Here is a 22,361-nt window from a genome sequence, read left to right as displayed (position 1 = left end):
TTTATTTGTTCCACCAGACTTTAACATTCAGGTCATCCCCGCCCATATTGGCCACTGCTTCTTTGTAGTTTGCACCATTCAGCGATTGTACATTGACCGGATATTTCAACCTGGACGGCATTAATCCTCCATTTTGCAGCCCCTCGCCCTTCGGCAGGATAGGAAAACCAGTTCGCCTGTATTCAAACCACTGCTGAAAATCGGTAAAGAACAAAGCATAATACTTTTGCAACAGTATCTTTTCGGTCATCTGGTAGGCATTGTTCGAAGGGTCCCATTTTGCAGTAGTAGCCGTTAAATAATCAACCGGAACGGTATAGCCCCACATTGTGATGGCAGCCTTCACCCCATTCTCGTAATAGGTTTGTGCAGATCCGGCCACAAAACCCCTTACTGCGGCTTCGGCCAGGATGAACTGCAGTTCTGCATAATTCATGATATTGCCCAGCAAAGGCTCATTTTTTAAAGCCGTAGTATACCTCGATTTAACCGCCGGCACCTGCCCTACCGGATATCCACTCCTGATGCCCTGGTAAGAATTTTCATATTTCGTGGCCCATTTTTCCAGGCGCGGATCTTCCCAGTTGTTCAGGTTATTGATAAAGAACTCACTCAGGCCACTGCCACTGTTAAAATCCAGGTCCCGGTAATTGTAAAATTCCGAAACCAGTGGCGGCGTACTCTGAAACTTCAGGATCGCCGAATCATCATTACTGGCAAAAATAGGGTAATCCGCTTTTTTGGTGTCTACGATCTCCGTGATCTTCGCTACCGCATTTACTTCGGTCTTATTGGATGCACGCATCAGCAAACGCAGGTAAAGACTGTTCCCAAATTTACGCCATTTGACCATATCCCCATTAAACAGGGGTTCCAAACCTTTTTCCTCATCGGGTATTACCGTCGCAGATTTTAAACGGGTATTGGCTTCTTCCAGCTTCTTGAACATACTTTCGTAAATACTTTGCTGGCTGTCAAATTTAGGCTGCAATATGCCCTGGTCCTTCCCCTGATTGGCCTGTGAATAGGGCACATCCCCATAAGTATCAGTAATTAAAGAACTTACCCAGACATCCATGATGAGGGCAATCCCCATATAGTTATTGCTTTTGATCACAGCAGCACCATTGTACATATCCTTAAAATTGGTGAGCTGCAGGTACCAGTTGTTCCACATGTAATCAGATTCGAGCGGACGGATCACATACCTGTGGATCTCATCTGCATCCGAATTGGTGACGTGGACCTGCATCAGCTCGTTCGTTAAGCGCATAGCCCTGTTCAGGTTACGGGTAATTACATCGTGCAGCGCAGTAGCAAACAAAGTTTCCGGAGTAGTGTTTTTAACCCCGTTCTTGCTGGTATTGATCTCTTTAAAATCCTTGGTGCAAGACACCAATGCGGTGGTAAGCAGAAATATTGCTATAATTCTTTTCATTTTTCCTCGTGCTAATCTTAAAAACTAAATGCCACATTGAGGCCAAAACTCCTTGTCGAAGGAAACTGGCCAATCTCAAATCCGCGCTGTATATCACTGCCACCCAGGGTTCCAAATTCCGGATCAAAGGCAGGCCAGCCACTGATCATGAACAGATCGCGGCCATAAACTCCGATCATAGCGCTTTGCAGTCCCAGTCTTTTCAACATTTTCGCTGGCAGCATATAATCCATCCTGGCTTCTCTCAACTTAATAAAATCGGTACTGAACACATTGGCCTCCACATTATCCCCTTTAAAATGCTCGTTATAATAAGCCGAAATATTGGTAGCGATCACGTCATTCGGACGATAAGTTCCGTCCGCATTTTGCTGTACACCATCCCCAATAATACCATTATAACGTCCCGGAAGTGTTTTTCCCAGTTTACCAGCTATAGCCAGGGCCACATGCGTATGAGAATAAGCCACTGCACCATACTGACCATCGATCAGGAACTTAAACCTGAACTGTCTGTACTTAAACTCATTACCAAAACTGGCTGTAAAATCTGGAGTTGCCCTACCTAAATACATCGTTTCCTGACTTAAAACCGGGTAACCCTGCGCATTGTACACGATCTGCCCGTCTGGGGCACGCTCATAACCCAGGCCATACAGGTCGCCCATTCTTTTACCTACCCTTGCTTCCATGGTACCACGGGGCCCACTTTGCATGATATAGGTACTGATGCTGTCTGCCAGCGAAACCACCGTATTCCTGTTGGCCGCAAATGTCCCGAACATGTTCCAGCTAAAAGATTTCTTTTTAACCGGCGTTCCGTTTACCTGCAGTTCAACCCCTTTATTTCTTACCAGACCAGAGTTTAAAATGATGCTCGACCAGCCCGATGCGCGGTCTATGGGTGTACGAAGGATCTGGTCGGTAACGTTACTGCGGTAATAGGTAAAATCTATATTCAGCCGGCTCTTAAAAAACTTCAGGTCTGCGCCCAGCTCCAGTGTTTTGGAACGTTCCGGCCTTAGGTTCGGATTGGCAATGTAAACCGGGTTGGCCGCTCCTGATGGGAATTCTGTGGGGTTATAATCATATCCCGTTAAATAAGGAATGACGCCAGAGCCCCCTACTTCTGCCAGCGACCCCCTTACTTTCAGATAGGATACCGCGGATGGCAAAGTGAAAATATCCGAGAGGATGGCACTTAAATTCACTGAAGGGTACATGAACGAGATGTTTTCCGTTGAAGTAGCCGTTGCCAGCAAACTGCTCCAGTCATTTCTCAGGGTAAAATCCAGGAACAATTTGTTTTTATAGCCAAACTGGGCTAGTCCATATAAACTGTTCACTGCATAATCTGTTCTCCGGGTAACCGGGATCACCAGGTCTTTGCTGTTGGCAAAAGTAAAGATCTGCGGATACCTCAAACGGTCGGCCCGCAGTTCAACCATTTTATAATTGTTTTTCATGGCACTTCCGCCAAAAGAGAAACTGGCATCAAAATCTGGCCTTATTTTCGGCTTATAAGAAAGCAGGAAATCACTGTTCACTTCCTGGAAAAAGATATCCTGGGTACGGAACATCCCGTCTTTAAAACGCTCGGTATCCTTAGGCCTTTGCTGCGAACGCGCCTCACCAGACCAGTCCATAGACGAGCGGACCATTAAACTCAGCGCTTTGCTAAATTCATAGGTAGCCGTAACATTACCCACCAGCTGGTTTCTTTTCGAACCGTTCAGCATTTCATAAGCCTGCAGGTATGGATTATCTACGTTACTGCTAAAAGGGCTCACCTGGGTAATCCCTTCCGATCCCGGTACCCAATAGTTCCTATACCAGTTGATGTCTGTATTAGGCACCAGTGAAATCATCGAATACATGATGGTCTGGTTATTATAGCCCGTTGAAGGCAGATTTTTACTGTATTTGTTGTTAAAGTTCAGCTTGGAAGCAATGGTCAGTTTATCACTCACCTTCTGGCTTACCGACAGCGCAATTGTATTTCTGTCATATCCTGTGTTGGGCACAATCCAGGTGTTTTTTAAATTGGTAAAATTAAGCCTCGCGTTTGTTTTGGCATTGCCCCCACTGATAGATAAACTATTGGTAAATGTTGCCGCTGTCTCAAAAAAATCTTTTCTGTTGTTTTTATAAGGCACCCATGGTGTACGCTCCATTCCTTTGGTATTGGTAGCCGGATCATACTGGTAATACTCCTGTCCGTCAAACTTCACCCCCCATGCAGCGCCCGTACTCCTGGTGCTCGCCCCGTCTTCAGATGCAAGATAAGAATACCAGGTATCCTGGCCAGCGGCCCCCTGCCCAAATTCATACTGGTAATCCGGCCACCTGTTGATGGTAGCCAGTGTGGCATTGGAATTAAAGGAAATGCCCATGCCCTTTTGCATCGGCTTGCCAGACTTGGTGGTGATGATGATCGCACCGTTTGCCCCCCTGTAACCATACAATGCAGAAGCACCAGGGCCTTTCAAAACTGTAATGTTGTCAATATCTTCAGGGTTCAGGTCGCTGATTCCGTTTCCAAAATCCACAGGCGATTCCGTGCCTAAATAAGCACCATTGCCCTCAGTGATCTTTGAGCTTACAATGACCCCATCAATCACGATCAGGGCCGAATTGTCTCCGCTTAAAGAACTCTCTCCCCGTAAAATGATCTTATTCGAACCCGCCGGTCCACCACCGGATTTGATCATGTTCAGGCCGGCTACTTTACCCGAAAGTGCCTCGGTCCAGTTATTGGACACCGCATCCATCAGGTCTTCGCCCTTTACCCTGGTAATGGCGTAACCCAATGCTTTCTCTTCCCTTTTTATACCCAAAGCCGTCACCACCACTTCATTCAAAGCCTTATTGTCTTCCTTAAGCACTACATTGATGCTGCCTCTGTTGTTCAGCGCGATCTCCTGACTCATGTATCCGGTGTAGGAGAATACCAGTATGGCATCCGGGTTTACATTTCTGAGTTCAAACTCCCCATTTCCATTGGTTATGGTAGAAATCTTCGTCCCCTTGATCAGCACGGAAGCACCCGGCAGGCTCTGCCCGCTTTCATCCTGCACTTTTCCTTTAACCGTGATGGCCGCAAAAAAGTCAGAGATCCGGTCTGCCAGGTCTTTTTCTTTCCGCCTGATCACCACAACTTTATTTTCAATCGTATAATACAGGGGCTGTCCTTCCAGGCAGATCTTCAAAGCCTCCTCAATGCTGGCGTCCTTCACCTCAATATTGATGCGTTTGGCGGCCCGCAAGGTATTGGCATCATAGAAAAAGTCGTAACCACTTTGTTTTCCAATTTCGTTGAAAACCGGCTGTAACGTGGTGTTTTTCTTACTTATGGTAATCTTCTGAGCAAAAGAGGCAGCACTGGCCTGCATCATTCCTACAAATAAGATTGCAATGCTAAGTTTCATAATCCGTAAAAATTTGTATGGGTAGCCCGGGGGTTTACATACATTTCTAGTATAAGTTTTATACATTTGGTATAGTTTGGTTAATCCATTAATGAGTTCTTCGAGTTTTTGTTAAAGCGGTTCCAGACTATCGGTCAGGAGTGTGTCCAGCACTTCTGGCCTTATTTGAAAAGAACCCTTGCAAGCCTAAGTTTTCCTGTTTTCCATATTATATTTGTCTGTAATTAATTAATGATTTGGTTATTTATCAGGCAACACAGTTACCCTGTTTCTTTCCAGTTTAAAATGCACTTTCCCTGTACGTTCCATTGTTTTCAACACCACAGATATGGGCTTGTTCCGCGAAACTATACCACCAAACTTCAATTCCATATCCAATAGGTCAGGGCTGTATACCACTTCTATATCATACCACCTCGAAATTTTCTGCATAATGGCTTGTATCCCCTCCTCGTTAAAAATGAAATACCCGTTTTTCCAGGCCAGTTCCGATTCCACATCAGCACTGCGCACTTGCAGTGAATTTCCCTGTAGCAGGGCAAGCTGTCCCGGTTTTAACAGGCGTACATTGGCATGGTCAAGCTGCCTTACCTTTACACTTCCTTCCAGCAAGGTGGTCCTGGTGGTGCCACCTTCCCGGTAAGCATTGATATTGAAATGCGTACCCAGAACCGCAACTTCCTGCCCGGCAGTTAACACCTTAAATGGTTTGCTTTTGTCGGGGCTAACCTCAAAATATGCTTCTCCTGTAAGTACAACACTGCGTTCATGACCAGAGAATACTGTTGGATACTTTAAACTGGAGGCTGCATTGAGCCAAACCTTCGTGCCGTCCGGCAAGCGGACCTGAAACTCCCCGCCTTTAGGTGTTTCAATGGTGTTAAAAAGCGGTTCAGCAGCCGAATGCTCGCCTGCCCCATAGATCAGGTCTCCTTCAGCCCCTTTACTGATCTGCACAGCACCCTGTTTTGCGATCAGGCCTTTGCCGGCATCTGTAAGCGCAATCTGCGTACCGTCAGCCAGGGTAAGTATAGCCTTAGCGCTACCAGGGGCAACATCATTTAAACCAGCTTGTCCATGAGGTAATGATCCCGGAACAGCCGGATGCTGCAGGTAGAAAAAGATGCTGCCCGAAAGCAAGACAAGGGCAACAGCCGCAGCCAAGCCCTGCCATAACCTGATGGGCTTTTCAGGTTGCGGTGCTAACCTGTCCCAAACAATGGCTAAATTTTGTTCCAGTTCTTCAGCTGTTAAATCTACATGCTCAGCAGTTTTAAACTGGTTATAATAAGTTTCTACTAAGGCAGCTTCCTCAGGACTACATTTTCCCTCAGCATATCTTTTTAATAAATCCCTAGCATTGTTATTTTCCATAATCCAATGCGCTGTTTAGCCGCGCAACAAGGTATAGACGGGCAGGCAGTGCCCAGGGCGTAAATAAAAAAAATATTTTTTAACTGAACAGGAACAGCAGCAGGCTCAACAGCGTTCCGAACTTGACCCTAAGGATCTTCAGTGCATTATTGACGTGTTTTTTAACCGTCTTTTCAGACAAGGTCAGTTTAAACGCAATTTCCCGGTGCGAATGGTGGTGTTTGCGGCTCAGCTCAAAAACCTCCCGCATTTTTGCAGGCAGCGATTGTACTTCATCTTCAATCAGCCGGCTCAGTTCCTTCTCCCTGAGCAGATGGTCTGTAGCCGCTTCCCGGCCATCAATAAACTGCTGGAAGCCGGAAATATAGGCAGACTCCACCTTCTGATGTGCAATAAAATCAATCACCCGGTTTCTTACCGCAGTATACAGGTAATTGGAAAGGTTCGTTTTAAACACCAGTGTTTTTCGCCGGTCCCATAAGGTCGCAAAAAGCTCATGGATGATGTCGTTCACTTCTTCTGCATTTTTCAATCTGTGATGGGCATGAATGTACAGCACACCTTTATACCGGTTATAAATCTCGGTATAAGCAAGCGTATCGCCCTCATTTAACAAGGCCGCCAGTTCAACGTCGCTCAGTTTACTATAATCCGTCATTAAAAGACCCAAAATTGAAACAAATTCAGATCGTCAATTATAGCAGTTTTTTTTCAATTTAAGCGTGATAATATATTATTGTAATGTTAAGCCTGTCATCTGCACTTCCCATATTTCCCTGACCTGTCCGTTTGCAGCAAATATTTAATGGAAAAACAGAAACGCGCTTGCTGTTGTTTAATTTTTATTAACTACATTTAAACAAAACCTACCTCAAGTGATGTTTATACCAACATCTGGAGGCCCGGTTTAAATAAAATCAAAAAAATGGAAACGATTGTTGTGCAGGATACCGATAGCGCCATCCTTGATGTGCTCACCCAGGCTTTAGAGATGGAAGGCTTTGAAGTTTTTCCGCTGCGCGAGTGTGATGAAGATTTTTTAACGGTTATGGACCGGGTACGACCACATGTGGTTATGCTGGACTACAAATTGGCCGGAGAGGCCTGCATCAAAATTTGCCGGCAGATTAAGGAGAAATACCCCCAGGTACCTGTACTGGCTTTGAGCTGTAACCACAATATCCACAACGAATATGACCTGAATGGATTTGACGGTTACATCAAAAAGCCTTTTGACCTGGATCTTTTGTACAATGTACTAAGAAAACACATCGTAAAACCAGGCAGCTAACCTGCAGCTGGCCTTAAAGGCCGCTTTCTTTTAAGAATTGGTTTTGAAGGATATTTACGATGCCTCAGGTTATTAAATACCAGGGCCACCATAAAGAGGATCAGTACACCGGACAGTACCGGTGATAAAACATACATATACCCCATAGCCTTGATCTTTGCGCCGCCGGTTACAGCAATGAGTGCCGTAGCCCCACCCGGAGGATGCAGGGTTTTGGTGATCTGCATCGCTACAATGGAGAGGGAAACTGCCAGGGCACAGGCCAGCCAAAGCTCAGCCGAAAAAAGCTTAAAAATGCTGACCCCGATAATGGCGCAGATGACATGCCCCCCGATCAGGTTACGTGGCTGGGCAAGCGGGCTGTTGATCAGCCCATACACCAATACAGAAGAAGCGCCGAATGAGCCGATGAGGAATAAATTGTCATTGGCTACCAGGTATTGACTGTTCAGCAATCCGATTAAACCTATACCTGCAAAGGAGCCAATAAAAGTAAGCACATGTTCTTTGGCGTCAATTAAAGTTTCACGGTACAATATATACCGCGCTTTACGGTATTGTTTTTTAATGATTCTTTGCGGCATCTCGTTTTTAATATTCGCCGCAAAAGTAATACAATATCTACTTAATTACCAGTCATTATTAAATAACCCCACACCTGATGCACAGCTGCTGCACAGCTTCTCCACAAAACAGGTTCTTTTTGTGGAGAAGCTGTGTTTTTTGTGGGGCTGATGTGTGCACTTACCAATTATTACCTATTATGCCCTACTATGTCCTTTTTTAAATATGCACTTCCCGGTAAATTTGCTGAACAATCATTCATTTAAAAAACAGGACATATGGCCAGATACAAGAACGGAATATTAGGTACCTTTTCGGGCAGGGTGGGAACAGTTGATTAAACACTTGAAATAAATTTTCAACCTTACACAATATTATACCCAATACGGCGTCTATATATTTGAGAGCGTTAATTTAGATGAGCGGGAATGTATCGGTATGATCATTCCCGCTTCTTTTTTATCGCTGCTTGTAATTCCGGATGACAAAGCATTTTATATATTATGCTAATACTGGTTTTTCCGCTTTCCCAGTGGTAATCAATTCGTAAAGGCTTTTCTGGATAAGCTTTCCCCAAACATTGGAACAGTCGTTGTAACATTCTACTTCAGGATGCAGGCCGATGTGGCTAAACTGTAACTTTGTTTTATCCCCTTGTTCACTGATCTCAAAAATCATTTTTGTGCCAGTCCACTCCTGCTTATCCTCAATGAAGTTCAGCTGGCTTTCGGTAACCAGCCAAACCACTCGCTGATTAGGAACGAGTTCGACAACCTTTTGCTTTGAATAATGGAACTCCTTGTAACGATATGTGAATTCATCGCCAAGTTCTGTGGTATTACCTTCGAATTCTCCTGACCACCAGTCACGGGGTTTATTTACAGCTTCAAAAACCTGTTCTGGCGTTTGATCTACCAGAATGGTAGTTGTAAAATTTGTAGTTGCCATAATTTATCTATTTTAATTTTTAATGCTTGATTTTCCATTTATCAGCAAGTTCAGCATTAAAGCCATCCTTGTCTTTGGGATTGGGCATACCTTTACCAGTGGTAATAAGACTGTAGAGACTATTTTTGATGTAATTTCCCCAGGCGTCATTGCATACTTTGTAGCATTCATATTCCGGTACCAGGCCTTCATGAGTAAATTTCACTTTAGTTTTTCCACCTTCAGCAACTATTTCAAAAATGAGTTTTGTTCCTATCCATTCGCTTTTGTCCGTGGTAAAACTGAACTGGTTATCCAATACCTGGTAAACGAGTTTTTTATCCGCAAGGGATTCAATGAGCTTCATTTTACAGATATGAACGTCTTTGTAATGGTAAACAAATACGCCATTAAGCTGATCTGTTGGTCCTTCGATTTCTTCTGACCACCAGCTTCTGAAATTTTTAATGGCATCATAAGCGATCTCCGGGCTTTGGTCCACCACGATGGTAGCCGTGTAACTTTGGTTTTCCATAATTAACTGTTTTAAGTTATTACAAATTTAAAGTCAAATGAAGTACCATCGTATAGGGCAAAATGGACATTATGATGGGTTGATTTGGACATTCCCGCTTCTTTTTTTGCTTATTTTAAAAACAACTGGATCCTTTTGAGGAGGTACTGATAATGAGCTGAAACTTCTCCCTTTGCAGCAGGAATTCTTTTTTCTACAATAGCCTTAACGTTTTTGATTTCAGCAAGCGCCAGGCTTTCAATTTTGAATTGCTTGTCATTGACCGCCATACTCATGAACTGGAAATAAAGATCCTTAGCAGAGGGCAGGATCAGATCATCCAGGTCAAAACAATTGGCACCATCAGTATCAGTAACGGTCGATGCATTTTCGGCCAGGGCTTTTGTGGCCGCAGCAGTTTTGTTCAAACTGGAAATGCCCATCAGCCTGTCCAGATAGGTAGCCTGCAGCAGCTGGTCGTAATAATTTGGTGCCGCCCGCTCTGCACTGAACAAATCGTTGCGGATATTGTTGAGCAGATCTGTTGCATTGTAAGCCTTAGCACCTTGTTGCAGCCCGTTATCCGCCAAGAAAGCCAGCTTACCATTGTTCAGCAGCTCTACCTGGAAACTCTTTTTAAACAACCGTTCGATATAACTGCTTACAGGCACCTCCCGCTTGGCGCCGCCTGCTTTATCGTAGATGACCATGTCTTTGGGCAGGCTTTCCAGCAGCAGTGGCAAGTTGTGATATTGTTCGAGCATAAAGGCCACGGCGGCCTGGCTTTCTTTTTTTGAAGTATACTGGTAAGGCAATTGTTTTTGCCCCTGCACGGTATAATTTTGATAAACGCCTCCGACAGCAGTTCCTACATGCCCCAGGTATCTTTCGTACTGCCTAAGCACAGCCAGATAGGCGTCTTCCAGCGCGTCGTATTTTGCACCCGGTGTTGTCATCCATTGCTTCATATGCTGTAGGATGTAACGGATATTTTTTACGCCGTATCTGCTTGCTTTTACCACATCATCGCCAAGGCTTTCCCTTTGGGAAGAAGGATCAGCACTATTCAGGTCTCCTTCGGCAAAACGATAGCGCGGGTCATCCTGGTGTTTAGCGATCCAGCCGTTCAGTGTTTTCAGTTCTGCATTTGAAGTTTGTGCTTCGGCAATTGGCCTATAGCCCCAGTTAATGGCGTATTGGTCGTATACGCCCAATAAGGGAGGGGTTAGTTTTACACCTTTATCTTCGGGCTGCGCCACATAGTTATTGCGGGCATAATCCATAATGGAAGGTGTGGTGCCGTATTTTTGGGTAAAACTGGCAGAGCGCAAAGAATCGACCGGAAAGGCATAGGATGCGCCCATGTTGTGTCTCAGTCCAAGTGCATGCCCCACTTCATGCGCAGCCACATAGCGGATGGCCTCGCCCATGGCTTCGTCGGATAATTTACCTGAGCGTACTAAAGGGTCGTTGGCGGCAGTTTGTGCAAAGCGCCATTGGGTAAGCAATTGCAGGATGTTGTGGTAAATGATCACATCAGATTCCAGGATCTCTCCAGAACGGGGATCGATCACGGAAGGGCCTTTGGCATTCGGTATGGCCGAAGCAGTATAACGGATCACCGAATAACGGATATCTTCGGCGTTAAATAAGGGATCATTTAGCGGTACATCTTTGGCGATGATGGCATTTTTAAAACCTGCAGCTTCAAAAGCCGGTTTCCAGTCTTCTACGCCTTTGCGGATGTACTCCTTCCATTTTGCCGGAGTAGATGAATCGAGGTAAAATACAATCGGGTTTTTGGGTTCTGCCAATTGGCCCTGTGCCATTTTAGCTTTATCCTCTTCTTTAGGTTCCAATCGCCAGCGGCTGATGAAAGCATTATCCTTAACCGGCTCACTTTCGTTAAAATCGCTGAAAGATTTAATGAAATAGCCGACCCTGTCGTCGGCATACCTGCCCATCATGGGTTTTTCGGGCAGCAATACCATAGAACGGTTAAGGAGCATGGTATATACATCCTCGGCATTGGTAAAGGTGATCATGCTGCGCACTTCAATATTTTTCTCAAAACTTTGTACGGAAGCAATATAAGAGCGGTCTGTTTCTACCTTATATTTTTTATCGGGCACACCCATTAACTTTTGAATCGGGTTTTGTGCAAAGGGGCTAATCTCTTTTACATCGGCCAGGAACAACTGCTGCACATCGATAATGGCATTTTTGCCCTGCTTACCCCTGGCCTTTACCGGAAAGGACATAATTATGGGATCGAGCGTTTGCAGGTTTACTGCATTGCGGAAGGCGCTGTCGGCACCGGAAAAGCGGATGGCCAGGCGCGAGGTTACTTTGCGCAGAAAGATGAACCGCCCATCGGGCGATTTGTCCCATTGCAGCATCATTCCGGGCTGGGCCCTTTCGCCCGCGACCATATTTTCGAAATCGCTGCTGCTCATAGAGATCCGGGTGGCCACCATCAACATGTCTCTTTTTAACAGGCTGTCGGGGATTTCAAAAAAATAAGTGTTTTGTGCGCGATGGCTTACAAAGAGCCCGGTATCGGAGGTTACACCATCCTTAAAAAAGGCCTGGAAAGATTTAATGGCATCTGCCGGGGCTTTGATTATTGTTGCAGTATCAGTTTTCTTCTTGCGGGATTGGGCCTTTGTTTCCTGAAGGGCAAAACATAGCAGCGCGGAAAGCAGTAAAAAGGTTCTGTTCATCTTTGTGTGTTAGGTTGGTAAAAAGGGAGTCTGGAACAGGTACGGTTTACACTGTCCAGCACTCCCTATAATTGATGTTTATTATTCGTAGCCTGGGTTTTGAGGGCCGAATAAGTTATTGGATAGGGTCTCTGTTTCAGGAATAGGTAGAATGTACTGGTTTACATTGGTTACCGAGGGCTTGATGGTTTTGATCTTGTCAAAACGGACGTGGGCGAACCAGTCGCTTCCATTTTCAAAGCAAAGCTCTTTGATGATCTCGGCATGGATCTCATCGAGCAATGCAGCTTTGGTAGTGGCCAAAGAAAGCTGCGGGGTACCAAAGGCCCTTGAACGTACGGCTTGTAAAGGGAGCTTGGCATCAGCTAAGGTTGCATCAGTTCTTGCCAAACCTTCAGCCTTGATCAGGTACATTTCGGCCATCCTGATAAAATACGTCGGCGAAAAGAATGTTTCATTGTTCACTTTTAACACCCTGTTGGTGCTGGCATTGAAAGACAATGCTGCTCTCGGATCGCCGGTCATAAAGGTTTTAAGCCATGCACTTACGCTTATTGCGCCATTCGGATAAGTAAACTTTTTACGATCAGCTACAAATGTATTGGCATCGGTAGCCCTCATAAAGATCATTTCTGTAGAACTAAAACCGGTAGAGAAAACCGCGGCAAAAGTTGGGCTTAAGCTACGCTTTCCATCGGCAATCACCTCATCTGCCAACTTAGCTGCATCGGCATATTCTCCTTTATAAAGCTTTACTCTTGCTTTAAGGGCCTTTGCTGAAGTTTTAGAAATATAAATGGCTTTGGTAAAGTCAGGCGCTTTATCGATCGCATAATCCAGATCACTTAAAATTTGGCTATAGCTTTCCGCAACTGTACTCCTTTTAATATGCCTTGTAGTAAAATCTACTGTTTCGTTTCTTACAATGATACCATACGGACTGTTCACATTGTAATACTGACCAAAATACCGTAATGCATCGAACATAGCCGTTGCCCTCAGGCCCCTGGCCTGGGCAATCATTTGCTCCTTTTCGGTTTCAGTGAGTTCGCCTGCTGGCAAACCGTTAATAAGCTGAATAACCCAATTGGTTTGATTAATTACCTTGTAAAACGCCACCCACAGGTTATTCAAATTGGGTACTGCGGGGGTCAAAGCATTGTTCTGATATTGAATATCGGGCGCTGTAACCCTGGTCATGGTACCACCAAGTGCAGCAGGTACAATTTCTGTATGCAGGTAATAATATTGGTTGTGCAACAAGGCGTAGGCCCCGTTTAAAAGATTGCGCGCACCTTCTTTGTTATTGGCAACATTATCTGGTGTCAGGTTATTTGGAGGAGTTACGTCCAGTACGTCTGTTAATTTGCTACAGCTGCTAAAGAGTATGGCGAGCAAAGCTATGGTAAATATTTTTTTCATTTTAATCTCTTTTATATGTTAAAAACCTACCCTCAATCCCAGTGTATAAACCTTTGCTATAGGAAAACGGCTGCTGTCCAGGCCTGCACTCAAATCATTGTTAAAGAGGTTTGTTGTTTCAGGATCAGCACCTGGATATTTGGTAAAAGTGAGCAGATTGGTAGCCGAAAAGTTTAATTCTACTTGTTTTAAAAATCCTGTTTGCTGTAATACTTTTTCAGGGATGATATAGTTCAGACTAATGTTCTTTAACCGGAGGTAGGAGCCATCGTATACATAAAAACTGGAGATAAAATTATTGGAATTGGGATCACCGTATACCGCACGCGGTATGTTGGATGGCTTTTCTGGTGTCCAGCGGTTTAACGCAATATCCATTTTATTTTCTCCGGCAACTATGCTGCCGTAATTGACATTGGTAGCCAGCGTACTCCACCTCAAATCATTCCCTGCAGAATAGGTAAACAAGGCCGTTAAACTTAAGCCTTTATACTGGAAGGTATTGGTAAAACCACCATAAAATTTGGGCATTGCATTACCTATTACCGTTTGATCCAGGGAAGTTACCTTTCCATCGCCATTGAGGTCTTTAAATTTAATATCGCCTGGTCTTGTACCTGCAAACTGATAGATCCCATCTGCAGCGCCAGCATTTAAGGCATCCAGCTCTGCCTGGTTTTGAATGATCCCTTCAGAAATTCTTCCATAAATTAATCCAAGAGGTTCACCAATACGCAGCTCATATCCAGAGCCAGGTGGAGAAATGTTACCAGTGGTCGGGTTCAGAAAATCACTGTTTAAGGAAACCAGCTTGTTCTGGTTGCGCGCAACATTTATAGCAAGGTTCCAACGGAAGTCTGTTGATTTCAAAATATCGCCATCCAGGCTCAGTTCAAGCCCTTTGTTCTGTGTTCGCCCCAAATTGCTGATGGCCACAGGGAATCCTGCATTTCCGGGCAGGGCCATTTGGTACAACAGGTCTTTGGTGTTCTTCACATAATAATCTACTGTACCATTTAGGCGGCCTTTAAATAAGCTGAAATCAACACCAATATCGGTTTGCGTTGTTAACTCCCACTTAAGCCTGTTGTTACCCAATTGACTTTGTATAACGGCAGGATTTCCACCATACTGATCGGCTTCGAAAAGCGTTCTCCACTGGTATGGGCCAAAGTTTTGCTGACCGGTTAATCCAGTACTGGCACGTATTTTTAATTCATCGATAAATTTAACATCTTTTAAAAAGGTTTCTTCAGAAAGCCTCCATGCAGCAGAAGCGGTAGGGAAAAATGCCCATTTGTTCTCGACAGCAAATTTTGAAGACCCATCTGTACGGGCAGAAAGTCCTAAAATATATTTGCTTTTATAGCTGTAGTTTAAACGGCCAAAAAAGGAAACCAGACCGCTTTGCGTTTTACTACTCTGGATGATAAAATTGCTGCTGGCACTGGAAAGATTGTTCAGGATATCGTCCTGTGGAAAGCCCATTCCAGAGGCGGTTAGAAATTCTGTATCGTCGCCCTGCCATGAAGCACCCAGAACCCCATCAAGCGTATGCACATTGCCAAACAGATGGCTATAAGAAAGGGTATTTTCCCATAGATGAGATACCAACTGGTTGGTTCCATGCTGAGCAAAGCCCGACCCATCGCCGGTGGCCCTGCCCCATCCGCCTTTTACAGTCTGGCTTGGATAAAATGTTTTTAAATTCCCGTTGTTGTAATTAATTGAAAGTACAGAACGCAATTTAAAATCCCTGGCAATGGTGGCCTCTCCATAAGCCGACGCGAGAAGTTGATTGGTGGTATTTATATTACTGACCTTTGATAAGGCTACAGGGTTTTCCTGGGCATAAGCGTCAGAAAAAGTGAAAGTCCCGTCTGCATTATAAACAGGGATGTCTGGCCTGAATGTATAAATTCTTGATAGCAACGAAGGATCTGGTGATACCTGTCTTGATGATGATAAATTGATTGAAGTACCGAGCGTAATTGTACGAGATGCCACAAAATCAAGATTTGTCATCAGGTTATAGCGTTTAAAACCTGAATTATTAAAAGTACCATCCTGATTTGTTGTACCTATACTGGCGTAGTAATTGGCTTTCTCGGTTGCACCGCTGGCCGAAACATTTACGCTTCTTGAAAGCGGATTGTTGGGGCTCACTTCTTTCTCCCAATCTGTATCTGCATCCCTGAAATAGGTGCCATTTTTAATTTGCTGCACCTGTACTGCAGTTGAGGTAGAATTATTGGCTGCTTCCGTCCAAAGTTCCCTGAACTGCGCTGCATTCAATATATTTTGCGTTTGTGCCTGTTGTAGGCTTACGTTAGAGTTAAAGCTATATGTAGGCCCTTTTTTAATGCTGCCTTTTTTGGTGGTAATGATAACAACGCCATTGGCCGCCCTTGAACCATAAATAGCTGTAGCAGAAGCATCTTTAAGAACAGTCATGCTTTCTATATCGGAGGGGTTGATGTTGTTGAGCGGACTGCTTAAACCCTGTTTGATCAGGTCATTGTTGATCACATTACCATTTACCGGAATGTTGCCTTCTGCCACAACCGGAATACCATCTACAATATATAAGGGCTGGTTAGATCCCAGCAAAGAAGAGGTGCCCCTGATTCTTACCCTCGTGGCCCCGCCCGGCTGTCCGCTTTCCTGCATCACCATTACACCGGCAGCCCTGCCCTGTAAGGCTTGCTCCAGGTTTATGGTAGATGGAAGATCTTTAATAGATTCGCCAGAAACGGCTACCAATGAACCTGTTACCTGTGCTTTCTTTTGACTGCCATAAGCAACAATCACCGTTTCTTCCAACTGGTTGGTACTTTCTTTCAGCGTTACATTAATGGTGGTTTTATTGCCCACCTTAATTTCCTGTGGGCCAAAACCAATGAAGGTAAATACCAGTTCAGCATTTTCATCGGGCACCGTAATGGAATAATTACCCGCAGCATTGGTATAAGCAATAGTGGATGTTCCTTTTAACTGCACCGTAACGCCGGGAAGGCCTGCACCCTTTTCATCGGTTACTTTTCCGCTGATGTTAACGGCCTTAAAATAATCGCTGATGCGATTTAATAAGGACGTTTCTTTCTGGTATACCACAACGGTTTTGTTCCTGATGGTATAGGTAAGATCCTGCCCTTCAAATACTTTTTTTAAGGCATCGCTGAACTGGGCATTTTTAAGTTCAACGGTGATGGGTTTTGCACTTTGAAGCAGGGTATGTCCGTAAATAAAGTCGTAGCCGCTTTGTGCACCCAGTTTTTCCAGCACCCCGCTAAGACTGCTGTTTTTTTCACTTAAGGTTACTCTTTGTGCATAGGTACCGGCCTGAACCTGGAAAACCACAGCAATAAGCAATAGGACAGCTAATCTCATAACCCTTAAAAGTTTAGGCATGCAGCCCTTAAGTCTGCATAAAATCAGTAAGTAAATTTTGTACATTTGATAAGTTTGGTTGTTGTTGATGAATTGTTTAGACGCAATAGTTAAATGATAAACCGAACATTGGTCAGGTTCCGATGGCCGTCGGAATCTGGCTTTTTTTTGTAAGGACTACCGGTTATTTATTCTGATGAAACGATAATCCTCCTTCCTTCTATTTCAAAGTGGACCAATCGGGTTAATTGTAAAACTTCTAAAATTTCGGAAACATTGCGGGAGCGGGATACCTGTCCGCCGAAACCTTCTTTTGATATTTTGCCTTTGTATTCGATATCTACATCGTACCAGCGCGCTACTTTACGCATCAGGCTTTCGATGTTTTCGTTGCTGAATCTGAACTTGCCATTTTTCCAGGCGACAGCTTCCTCTACATCCGCTGGCTGAACTTTGAGGCGTCCGTTACTGAATTCCGCTTGTTGGCCGGGTTTGAGTGTTGCAATTTTAAATATAGCTTTCGAAGCCTGTTGCCGCTCTACAACACTTGATACGTCTACACTACCTTCCAATAGTGTTGTTTTCGTGCTCCCTTCGTCAGCATAGCTGTTGACATTAAAATGTGTACCATAAACAAATACGGTCTGCTTGTCAGCCACTACCATAAAAGGCATTTTTTTTCTTCCATCTTTACTTTCCGGCCCTTTACTGATCTGCAGCTTAGCTACTTCAAAATAGCCTTCTCCTTTAAGTCTCACCAATCTCCGGTTACCGGTAAAAACAGTAGGAAAAGTTAAAGAAGACTGGGCATTTAACCAGACTTTGGTCCCATCTGGAAGGTTAACCTGATATTGACCGCCTCTGGGTGTGCTGATGGTGTTGTGAGTTATTTCGCCGGAAGGATTGCCTTTAACCGTGTAAATGAGCTGACCATGGGCAGTTTTACTGATGCTGGCACCCGCTTGTTTCGCGATCTCTCCATTGGCCTGATCATCCAAAGCAATCTGGGTTCCATCTGCCAGGGTGAGCGTAGCTTTATTCCCACCGGGCTTGATGTCATGTGCCCTTAGTTTTGCCATTGAAGCTTCATGGCTGTATGTATTCTTATAAACGTAAATTCCTACAGAAAACACTAAAATGAGGGAAGCGGCTATGGCCAGCCACCTGAAATCAGTCAGTTTTTTTGGCCTGGTGGATACAGGCAGTTCCGCTTTTAGCGGGATAGCTGCTTTTATGCGGTTCCAGATCAGCTGTTCTTCCTGCAAGGGTTCGGCCGGGCCTTCCGGCATGTTATGCCGGGCTGCTTCAGCAGTATACCAACGGTTTACCAGGGTAGTTTCCTGTTCCGTGGCGGTTCCCGCTTTGTATTTGCCGAGTAGTTGATGTACATCCTGCTCCATATTCCCTTAGTATTGTGGTGTTTATTATATAAACGAATGAGGAGAACAGAAGTAGTAGAAAAAAATAAAATAAATTTTATCTGCTTAAAAAATAGTACAGTAATGGCCAGCCTGTAAAACCATTTAACTTGGGTTTAATGAGCTTTATGGCATTGTTGACCTGCTTTTTTACCGTTTTATCTGAGATATCCAGCGCTTCGGCAATTTCTTTATAGGTTTTATGTTCTTTAACACGCATCTGGAAAATCACTTTCATTTTACCGGGCAGCTGGCTGATCTCATGGTCAAGGGCCTGCATCATTTCTCTTTCTGCCAGGTCTTCCAGTGTTTTATTGTGGTGCTCTTCCATATACAAGGCTAAAGATTCCAGGTGGCCGGTCCTGATCTTTTTTTGTGCGATCAGGTCGAGCACTTTATTTCTCACAATGGTATACAGGTAGCCGGAAAGGTTGATGCTTGAAGTAATGGTCTGGCAGCGGCTCCATAAGGTGGTAAAAAGTTCCTGTACCACATCCCTGGCATCTTCTTCATTCTGCAGCATTTTAAGGGCATGCATATACATGAGGGTCCAGTAGCGCTGGTAAATTTCGGCAAATGCCAGTTCATCACTTTTTCTGACCAGGTCGGTCAGTTCGCTATCATTGAGTTTGTGATACTCAAGCATACATTGTTAATCCCCCACACGAAGATACGAATTTTATAAATAGCGCCGGGTTGGCTGTAGGATTTGACAATTAGAAAAAAATTCAGCCCTACACAATAATCTGTTTAATATAACGTCTATATATCTGAGAGCGTTAATTTAGATTAAGCGGGAATGTATCGGTATGATCATTCCCGCTTCTTTTTTGTAGATACGATCTGTCATCATACACCAGATGATTTCTGAATCTTTTATATTATAGCGGAGCTGTACCGTTTCTGAATACTTTTGCATTTCTCCATTTTACAACGGCCTGTCCGGTTTTCATTGTCCCATAATTGCCGTATTTCATATAATTGGTTACGGCTTCGTTATCAACCAGTTCTGCTTTTTTCACCCCGTTAATGTAAATGATAATCTTTGCACCCTTATCTTCCTGTAAATGGATCACGTTTACCCGGACCTCTTTATTGTAAATATCGGTCACCAGGGTTTGGCTAAGTCCTCTTAGCGATCCGCCGGAAGCAGTATAACCTCTGATCATCATCTGGGTGGCGCCTTCAGCGCTTCCAAATATCTGCATTACGCATTCATCATTTAAAGGGGAATAAATCGTAAGATAGCCCTGGAACTGTCGGCTCCCCGTTGAATAATCATCGTGTATCCTGATTTCTGACCGGTTAGACTGTGTAGTTAAAATCCGGAAGGTTTCATCTCCGGTAGCACTTTGATAATTATAGTCGGCACAGATCGGGTTGCCAACAGACTTAGAAGCTGACCAGTTAAATATCTGCAAACCAGCTGCATCATCAAGGTGGATTTTACGTAAAGGTGAATACTCTACCCATCCACTCCCCAGCGGAGCGTCTGTTGCCGTTCCGCCTCCGGGCTGCGCCGGATTGGCTTCAACAGGTTCGTAAGCAGTATAAAAGGTATCTATTGCGCCTATGGGCCTATACAAGGTGCGGTATTCAAACACCGCTGCTTTTTTAAAATTAGTTAATGTAGTAGTACTTGCAAATGGAGCTACAGTTAAATCCTGTGCCACACTTGCAGCATTTATGTATTTTATTTCAGTACCAATTACATTTACTCCGGCACTGTTCCATGAAATGGCAACAGTGCCTTCAGTTTCATTAAATACAGTGCTCTTAATTTCCCTGTTGCTCAAGCCCTCTTCGTAAGTTTCTCCCAGTACCTTCCCTTTCACGGGCATTTTATCAGAAACATCTCCCTTGCTGTTATAGGCATATACTGTAAAATCGTACGTTCCTTCTTCTAAATTACTTATTACTACCTCCATCTGGTTTTTACCAGGCGTTACAGCCATTTCTGTAGATTCTTTTTCACCGTTCCAATAAACACGGCATTTCTGGATATCGGCATTTCCCGGCAAGGTCCAGCTCAGTTTTATCCTGGTTTTACCTGTATAACTGTTTAGGTTACTTACTTTTGCCGGCTTGTCCTCCTCCTCACTGGCCGGATTGGCTTTTTTCTTACAGGCAGTGCCAAGTGAGCAAATTACAGCTATTGGCAATACTAACTTTAAATAGATTGTTTTCATCATAAAGGTTATTTGGTTAAATTACAATTGCAATGCTGCCTGGACAGCGGATGATTAAATATTGAAGTCGGGTCATTGATGAAGCGTTTTAAAATATTCTGAATTTATATTAATACGTATGGAAAGCGAAAAGGCCCTGCTCTGAAAATCTTTTTTTAAAACATATTTCAGTTGTCATTTTATAGCTATTAATGCGAGCGCATGAAATATTTAATTTGGAATAGATAGTTGAGTCTCTTGACAAAGAGCGCAAGTTTCGGGTTTTATACCTTTCTTTATGGTGGTAATTTTGTTGAATAGATTTCAAATCATGGAAAACAATAAAATTGATTACAACAGAATTGCAGCGGCTATTGATTACTTAAAGCTGAATTTCAAAGCGCAGCCTTCCCTGGAAGCGATTGCTGAACAAGTACACCTGAGTCCTTTTCATTTTCAAAGAATGTTTAAGGACTGGGCCGGGGTAAGCCCTAAAAAGTTTCTGCAGTATTTGAGTGTGGAATATGCCAAGGGGATTTTAAAAGATAAACAGGCTACTTTGTTTGATGCGGCTTATGAAACAGGCTTATCCGGCACCAGCCGTCTGCATGATCTTTTCATCAATATTGAAGGCATGACACCGGGTGAGTTTAAAAACGGTGGGGCGCAGCTCCAGATCAATTACAGTTTTGCCGAAAGCCCTTTTGGATCACTCCTTGTAGCCTCAACAACTAAAGGCATCTGTTACATGGCCTTTGCTGAGGATGAAACCCAGGCCGTTGAAGAACTGAAAAAGAACTTCCCCAATGCAGCATACCGGCAGTTATTGGATATGATCCAGCAAAACGCCCTCTATATTTTTACGCAGGACTGGCACCGGCTTTCGGAGATCAAGCTGCATTTAAAAGGAACGCCTTTTCAGCTTAAGGTTTGGGAAACCCTGATTAAAATACCTATGGGAAAACTGACCACCTATGGCGCCATTGCCGGCAGCATGAACAATGCAAAAGCCAGCAGGGCAGTTGGAACAGCGGTTGGAGACAATCCTGTGGCTTTTTTAATTCCCTGCCACCGGGTGATCAGATCAACCGGGGAAATTGGGGAATACCATTGGGGCAGTACCAGAAAAACAGCAATGATTGGCTGGGAAGCAGCAAAAAACAAAACAGCAGAATAATTTGTTCTAAGTGTTAACAAAATACGGTTATGAAATTATCATCAATGGTCATCAGCGTGGCTGCCCTATCGGTCCTGGCATCCTGTAACAATGAAAATACAAATAAACAGGCAAACGACAGTGCTTCAAAAGTTATAGCGGTAGACACCACATTTACGGCAACTCATCCTAAAGCGCACAGTAACGATTGTTATGTTTACATTAAAAACAGGGATACCGCATCGCTTAAGCTGAACATAGACGGTGAAGAGCTGACCGGTGAGTTGAATTATAATTTATTTGAAAAGGACAGCAACAAGGGTAAAATTGCCGGCGAAATGAAAGGTGATACGATTATTGCCGAATATACCTTTGATTCGGAAGGCATGCGGTCGGTAAGAGAAGTGGTTTTTGTTAAAAAAGACGATGGCAACATTTACGAAGGTACGGGCGAGGTGATGGAAAAAGGTGGTAAAATGATTTTTAAGGACCGCTCGGCCTTAAAATTTAGTCCTACCCTGGTATTTACCAAAACAGATTGCAAATAG

At 44.0% G+C, this 22,361-nt stretch carries 16 protein-coding genes; 3 read left to right on the top strand and 13 right to left on the bottom strand.

The window, feature by feature from the left end; translation table 11 throughout:
* Position 1: 1 nt before the first annotated feature.
* From R2Q85_RS22340 to R2Q85_RS22325, 4 genes are all read right to left on the bottom strand, one after another.
* The gene (locus tag R2Q85_RS22340; RefSeq protein ID WP_316814027.1) at positions 2-1,438 is read right to left on the bottom strand and encodes a SusD/RagB family nutrient-binding outer membrane lipoprotein; all 1,437 of its coding nucleotides are present in this window, start codon (positions 1,436-1,438) and stop codon (positions 2-4) included.
* Positions 1,439-1,455: 17 nt separating this feature from the next.
* Entirely contained in the window at positions 1,456-4,866 is a 3,411-nt protein-coding gene (locus R2Q85_RS22335) for a SusC/RagA family TonB-linked outer membrane protein (RefSeq protein ID WP_316814026.1), read from the bottom strand.
* A gap of 240 nt (positions 4,867-5,106) precedes the next feature.
* On the bottom strand, positions 5,107-6,240 hold the full coding sequence (locus R2Q85_RS22330; protein ID WP_316814025.1) for a FecR family protein: 1,134 nt from the start codon (positions 6,238-6,240) through the stop codon (positions 5,107-5,109).
* 79 nt (positions 6,241-6,319) lie between these two features.
* Positions 6,320-6,898 (bottom strand): RNA polymerase sigma-70 factor, encoded by a 579-nt coding sequence (locus R2Q85_RS22325; RefSeq protein WP_316814024.1) that lies wholly within the window; start codon positions 6,896-6,898, stop codon positions 6,320-6,322.
* Positions 6,899-7,165: 267 nt separating this feature from the next.
* Between R2Q85_RS22325 and R2Q85_RS22320 the strand changes: the two genes are divergently transcribed.
* Positions 7,166-7,531, top strand: a complete 366-nt coding sequence (locus R2Q85_RS22320) for a response regulator (protein ID WP_316814023.1) — start codon at positions 7,166-7,168, stop codon at positions 7,529-7,531.
* On the opposite strand, the gene R2Q85_RS22315 is transcribed toward R2Q85_RS22320, so the two are convergent.
* From R2Q85_RS22315 to R2Q85_RS22275, 9 genes are all read right to left on the bottom strand, one after another.
* A complete protein-coding gene (locus R2Q85_RS22315; protein WP_316814022.1) occupies positions 7,528-8,115 on the bottom strand; it encodes an HPP family protein in 588 nt (195 codons plus the stop codon). The genes R2Q85_RS22320 and R2Q85_RS22315 overlap by 4 nt on opposite strands.
* Positions 8,116-8,596: 481 nt before the next feature.
* Positions 8,597-9,043 carry an SRPBCC domain-containing protein gene (locus R2Q85_RS22310; RefSeq protein ID WP_316814021.1) on the bottom strand — a complete coding sequence of 149 codons (447 nt, stop codon included), beginning with the start codon at positions 9,041-9,043 and terminating at the stop codon, positions 8,597-8,599.
* Between the two features lie 19 nt (positions 9,044-9,062).
* Entirely contained in the window at positions 9,063-9,557 is a 495-nt protein-coding gene (locus R2Q85_RS22305; protein ID WP_316814020.1) for an SRPBCC domain-containing protein, read from the bottom strand.
* Between the two features lie 110 nt (positions 9,558-9,667).
* A complete protein-coding gene (locus R2Q85_RS22300) occupies positions 9,668-12,259 on the bottom strand; it encodes a zinc-dependent metalloprotease (protein ID WP_316814019.1) in 2,592 nt (863 codons plus the stop codon).
* Between the two features lie 81 nt (positions 12,260-12,340).
* Positions 12,341-13,681 carry a RagB/SusD family nutrient uptake outer membrane protein gene (locus tag R2Q85_RS22295; RefSeq protein WP_316814018.1) on the bottom strand — a complete coding sequence of 447 codons (1,341 nt, stop codon included), beginning with the start codon at positions 13,679-13,681 and terminating at the stop codon, positions 12,341-12,343.
* A gap of 18 nt (positions 13,682-13,699) precedes the next feature.
* A complete protein-coding gene (locus R2Q85_RS22290; RefSeq protein ID WP_316814017.1) occupies positions 13,700-17,071 on the bottom strand; it encodes a TonB-dependent receptor in 3,372 nt (1,123 codons plus the stop codon).
* Between the two features lie 188 nt (positions 17,072-17,259).
* The gene (locus tag R2Q85_RS22285) at positions 17,260-18,471 is read right to left on the bottom strand and encodes a FecR family protein (RefSeq protein ID WP_316814016.1); all 1,212 of its coding nucleotides are present in this window, start codon (positions 18,469-18,471) and stop codon (positions 17,260-17,262) included.
* Between the two features lie 76 nt (positions 18,472-18,547).
* On the bottom strand, positions 18,548-19,135 hold the full coding sequence (locus tag R2Q85_RS22280; RefSeq protein ID WP_316814015.1) for an RNA polymerase sigma-70 factor: 588 nt from the start codon (positions 19,133-19,135) through the stop codon (positions 18,548-18,550).
* Between the two features lie 235 nt (positions 19,136-19,370).
* Positions 19,371-20,681 (bottom strand): DUF4998 domain-containing protein, encoded by a 1,311-nt coding sequence (locus R2Q85_RS22275; RefSeq protein WP_316814014.1) that lies wholly within the window; start codon positions 20,679-20,681, stop codon positions 19,371-19,373.
* Between the two features lie 307 nt (positions 20,682-20,988).
* On the opposite strand from R2Q85_RS22275, the gene R2Q85_RS22270 reads away from it, so the two are divergent.
* Positions 20,989-21,834, top strand: a complete 846-nt coding sequence (locus tag R2Q85_RS22270; protein ID WP_316814013.1) for a methylated-DNA--[protein]-cysteine S-methyltransferase — start codon at positions 20,989-20,991, stop codon at positions 21,832-21,834.
* Between the two features lie 29 nt (positions 21,835-21,863).
* Complete coding sequence (locus R2Q85_RS22265) at positions 21,864-22,361, top strand: hypothetical protein (RefSeq protein WP_316814012.1); 498 nt, start codon at positions 21,864-21,866, stop codon at positions 22,359-22,361.

It is taken from the genome of Pedobacter heparinus (genome assembly GCF_032678725.1).
GTDB classification, from domain to species: domain Bacteria; phylum Bacteroidota; class Bacteroidia; order Sphingobacteriales; family Sphingobacteriaceae; genus Pedobacter; species Pedobacter heparinus_A.
The sequence above is the reverse complement of the archived record's forward strand: the minus strand, read 5'-3'. Positions and strand labels throughout refer to the sequence as shown.

Coding starts and splice junctions, on each gene's coding strand:
- R2Q85_RS22300 (WP_316814019.1), bottom strand. CDS start 12,259: ATGAACAGAACCTTTTTACTGCTTTCCGCGCTGCTATGTTTTGCCCTT.
- R2Q85_RS22310 (WP_316814021.1), bottom strand. CDS start 9,043: ATGGCAACTACAAATTTTACAACTACCATTCTGGTAGATCAAACGCCA.
- R2Q85_RS22335 (WP_316814026.1), bottom strand. CDS start 4,866: ATGAAACTTAGCATTGCAATCTTATTTGTAGGAATGATGCAGGCCAGT.
- R2Q85_RS22315 (WP_316814022.1), bottom strand. CDS start 8,115: ATGCCGCAAAGAATCATTAAAAAACAATACCGTAAAGCGCGGTATATA.
- R2Q85_RS22330 (WP_316814025.1), bottom strand. CDS start 6,240: ATGGAAAATAACAATGCTAGGGATTTATTAAAAAGATATGCTGAGGGA.
- R2Q85_RS22280 (WP_316814015.1), bottom strand. CDS start 19,135: ATGCTTGAGTATCACAAACTCAATGATAGCGAACTGACCGACCTGGTC.
- R2Q85_RS22270 (WP_316814013.1), top strand. CDS start 20,989: ATGGAAAACAATAAAATTGATTACAACAGAATTGCAGCGGCTATTGAT.
- R2Q85_RS22305 (WP_316814020.1), bottom strand. CDS start 9,557: ATGGAAAACCAAAGTTACACGGCTACCATCGTGGTGGACCAAAGCCCG.
- R2Q85_RS22320 (WP_316814023.1), top strand. CDS start 7,166: ATGGAAACGATTGTTGTGCAGGATACCGATAGCGCCATCCTTGATGTG.
- R2Q85_RS22325 (WP_316814024.1), bottom strand. CDS start 6,898: ATGACGGATTATAGTAAACTGAGCGACGTTGAACTGGCGGCCTTGTTA.
- R2Q85_RS22275 (WP_316814014.1), bottom strand. CDS start 20,681: ATGATGAAAACAATCTATTTAAAGTTAGTATTGCCAATAGCTGTAATT.
- R2Q85_RS22340 (WP_316814027.1), bottom strand. CDS start 1,438: ATGAAAAGAATTATAGCAATATTTCTGCTTACCACCGCATTGGTGTCT.
- R2Q85_RS22285 (WP_316814016.1), bottom strand. CDS start 18,471: ATGGAGCAGGATGTACATCAACTACTCGGCAAATACAAAGCGGGAACC.
- R2Q85_RS22265 (WP_316814012.1), top strand. CDS start 21,864: ATGAAATTATCATCAATGGTCATCAGCGTGGCTGCCCTATCGGTCCTG.
- R2Q85_RS22295 (WP_316814018.1), bottom strand. CDS start 13,681: ATGAAAAAAATATTTACCATAGCTTTGCTCGCCATACTCTTTAGCAGC.
- R2Q85_RS22290 (WP_316814017.1), bottom strand. CDS start 17,071: ATGAGATTAGCTGTCCTATTGCTTATTGCTGTGGTTTTCCAGGTTCAG.